The sequence below is a fragment of the Salmonella sp. NW645 genome, from assembly GCF_051703725.1.
GTDB classification, from domain to species: domain Bacteria; phylum Pseudomonadota; class Gammaproteobacteria; order Enterobacterales; family Enterobacteriaceae; genus Salmonella; species Salmonella enterica.
The window spans coordinates 1-234 of sequence record NZ_JAMMKR010000042.1 but is presented as its reverse complement, the minus strand read 5'-3'; the positions used below and the strand labels follow the sequence as shown (position 1 = coordinate 234).

1 tRNA gene and 1 rRNA gene are annotated in these 234 nt (G+C 52.6%); both read right to left on the bottom strand.

The features are described 5' to 3' along the window. Positions 1 to 2: 2 nt before the first annotated feature. A tRNA-Glu gene (locus tag NA389_RS22000) sits at positions 3 to 75 on the bottom strand. 85 nt (positions 76 to 160) lie between these two features. Next, positions 161 to 234 (bottom strand): 16S ribosomal RNA (locus NA389_RS21995); the annotation flags it as partial.

Here is a 234-nt window from a genome sequence, read left to right as displayed (position 1 = left end):
GGCGTCCCCTAGGGGATTCGAACCCCTGTTACCGCCGTGAAAGGGCGGTGTCCTGGGCCTCTAGACGAAGGGGACACTGAAGTCTCAATCGCAAGACGCCTTGCTATTTACTTTTCATCAGACAATCTGTGTGAGCACTGCAAAGTACGCTTCTTTCAGGTAAGGAGGTGATCCAACCGCAGGTTCCCCTACGGTTACCTTGTTACGACTTCACCCCAGTCATGAATCACAAAG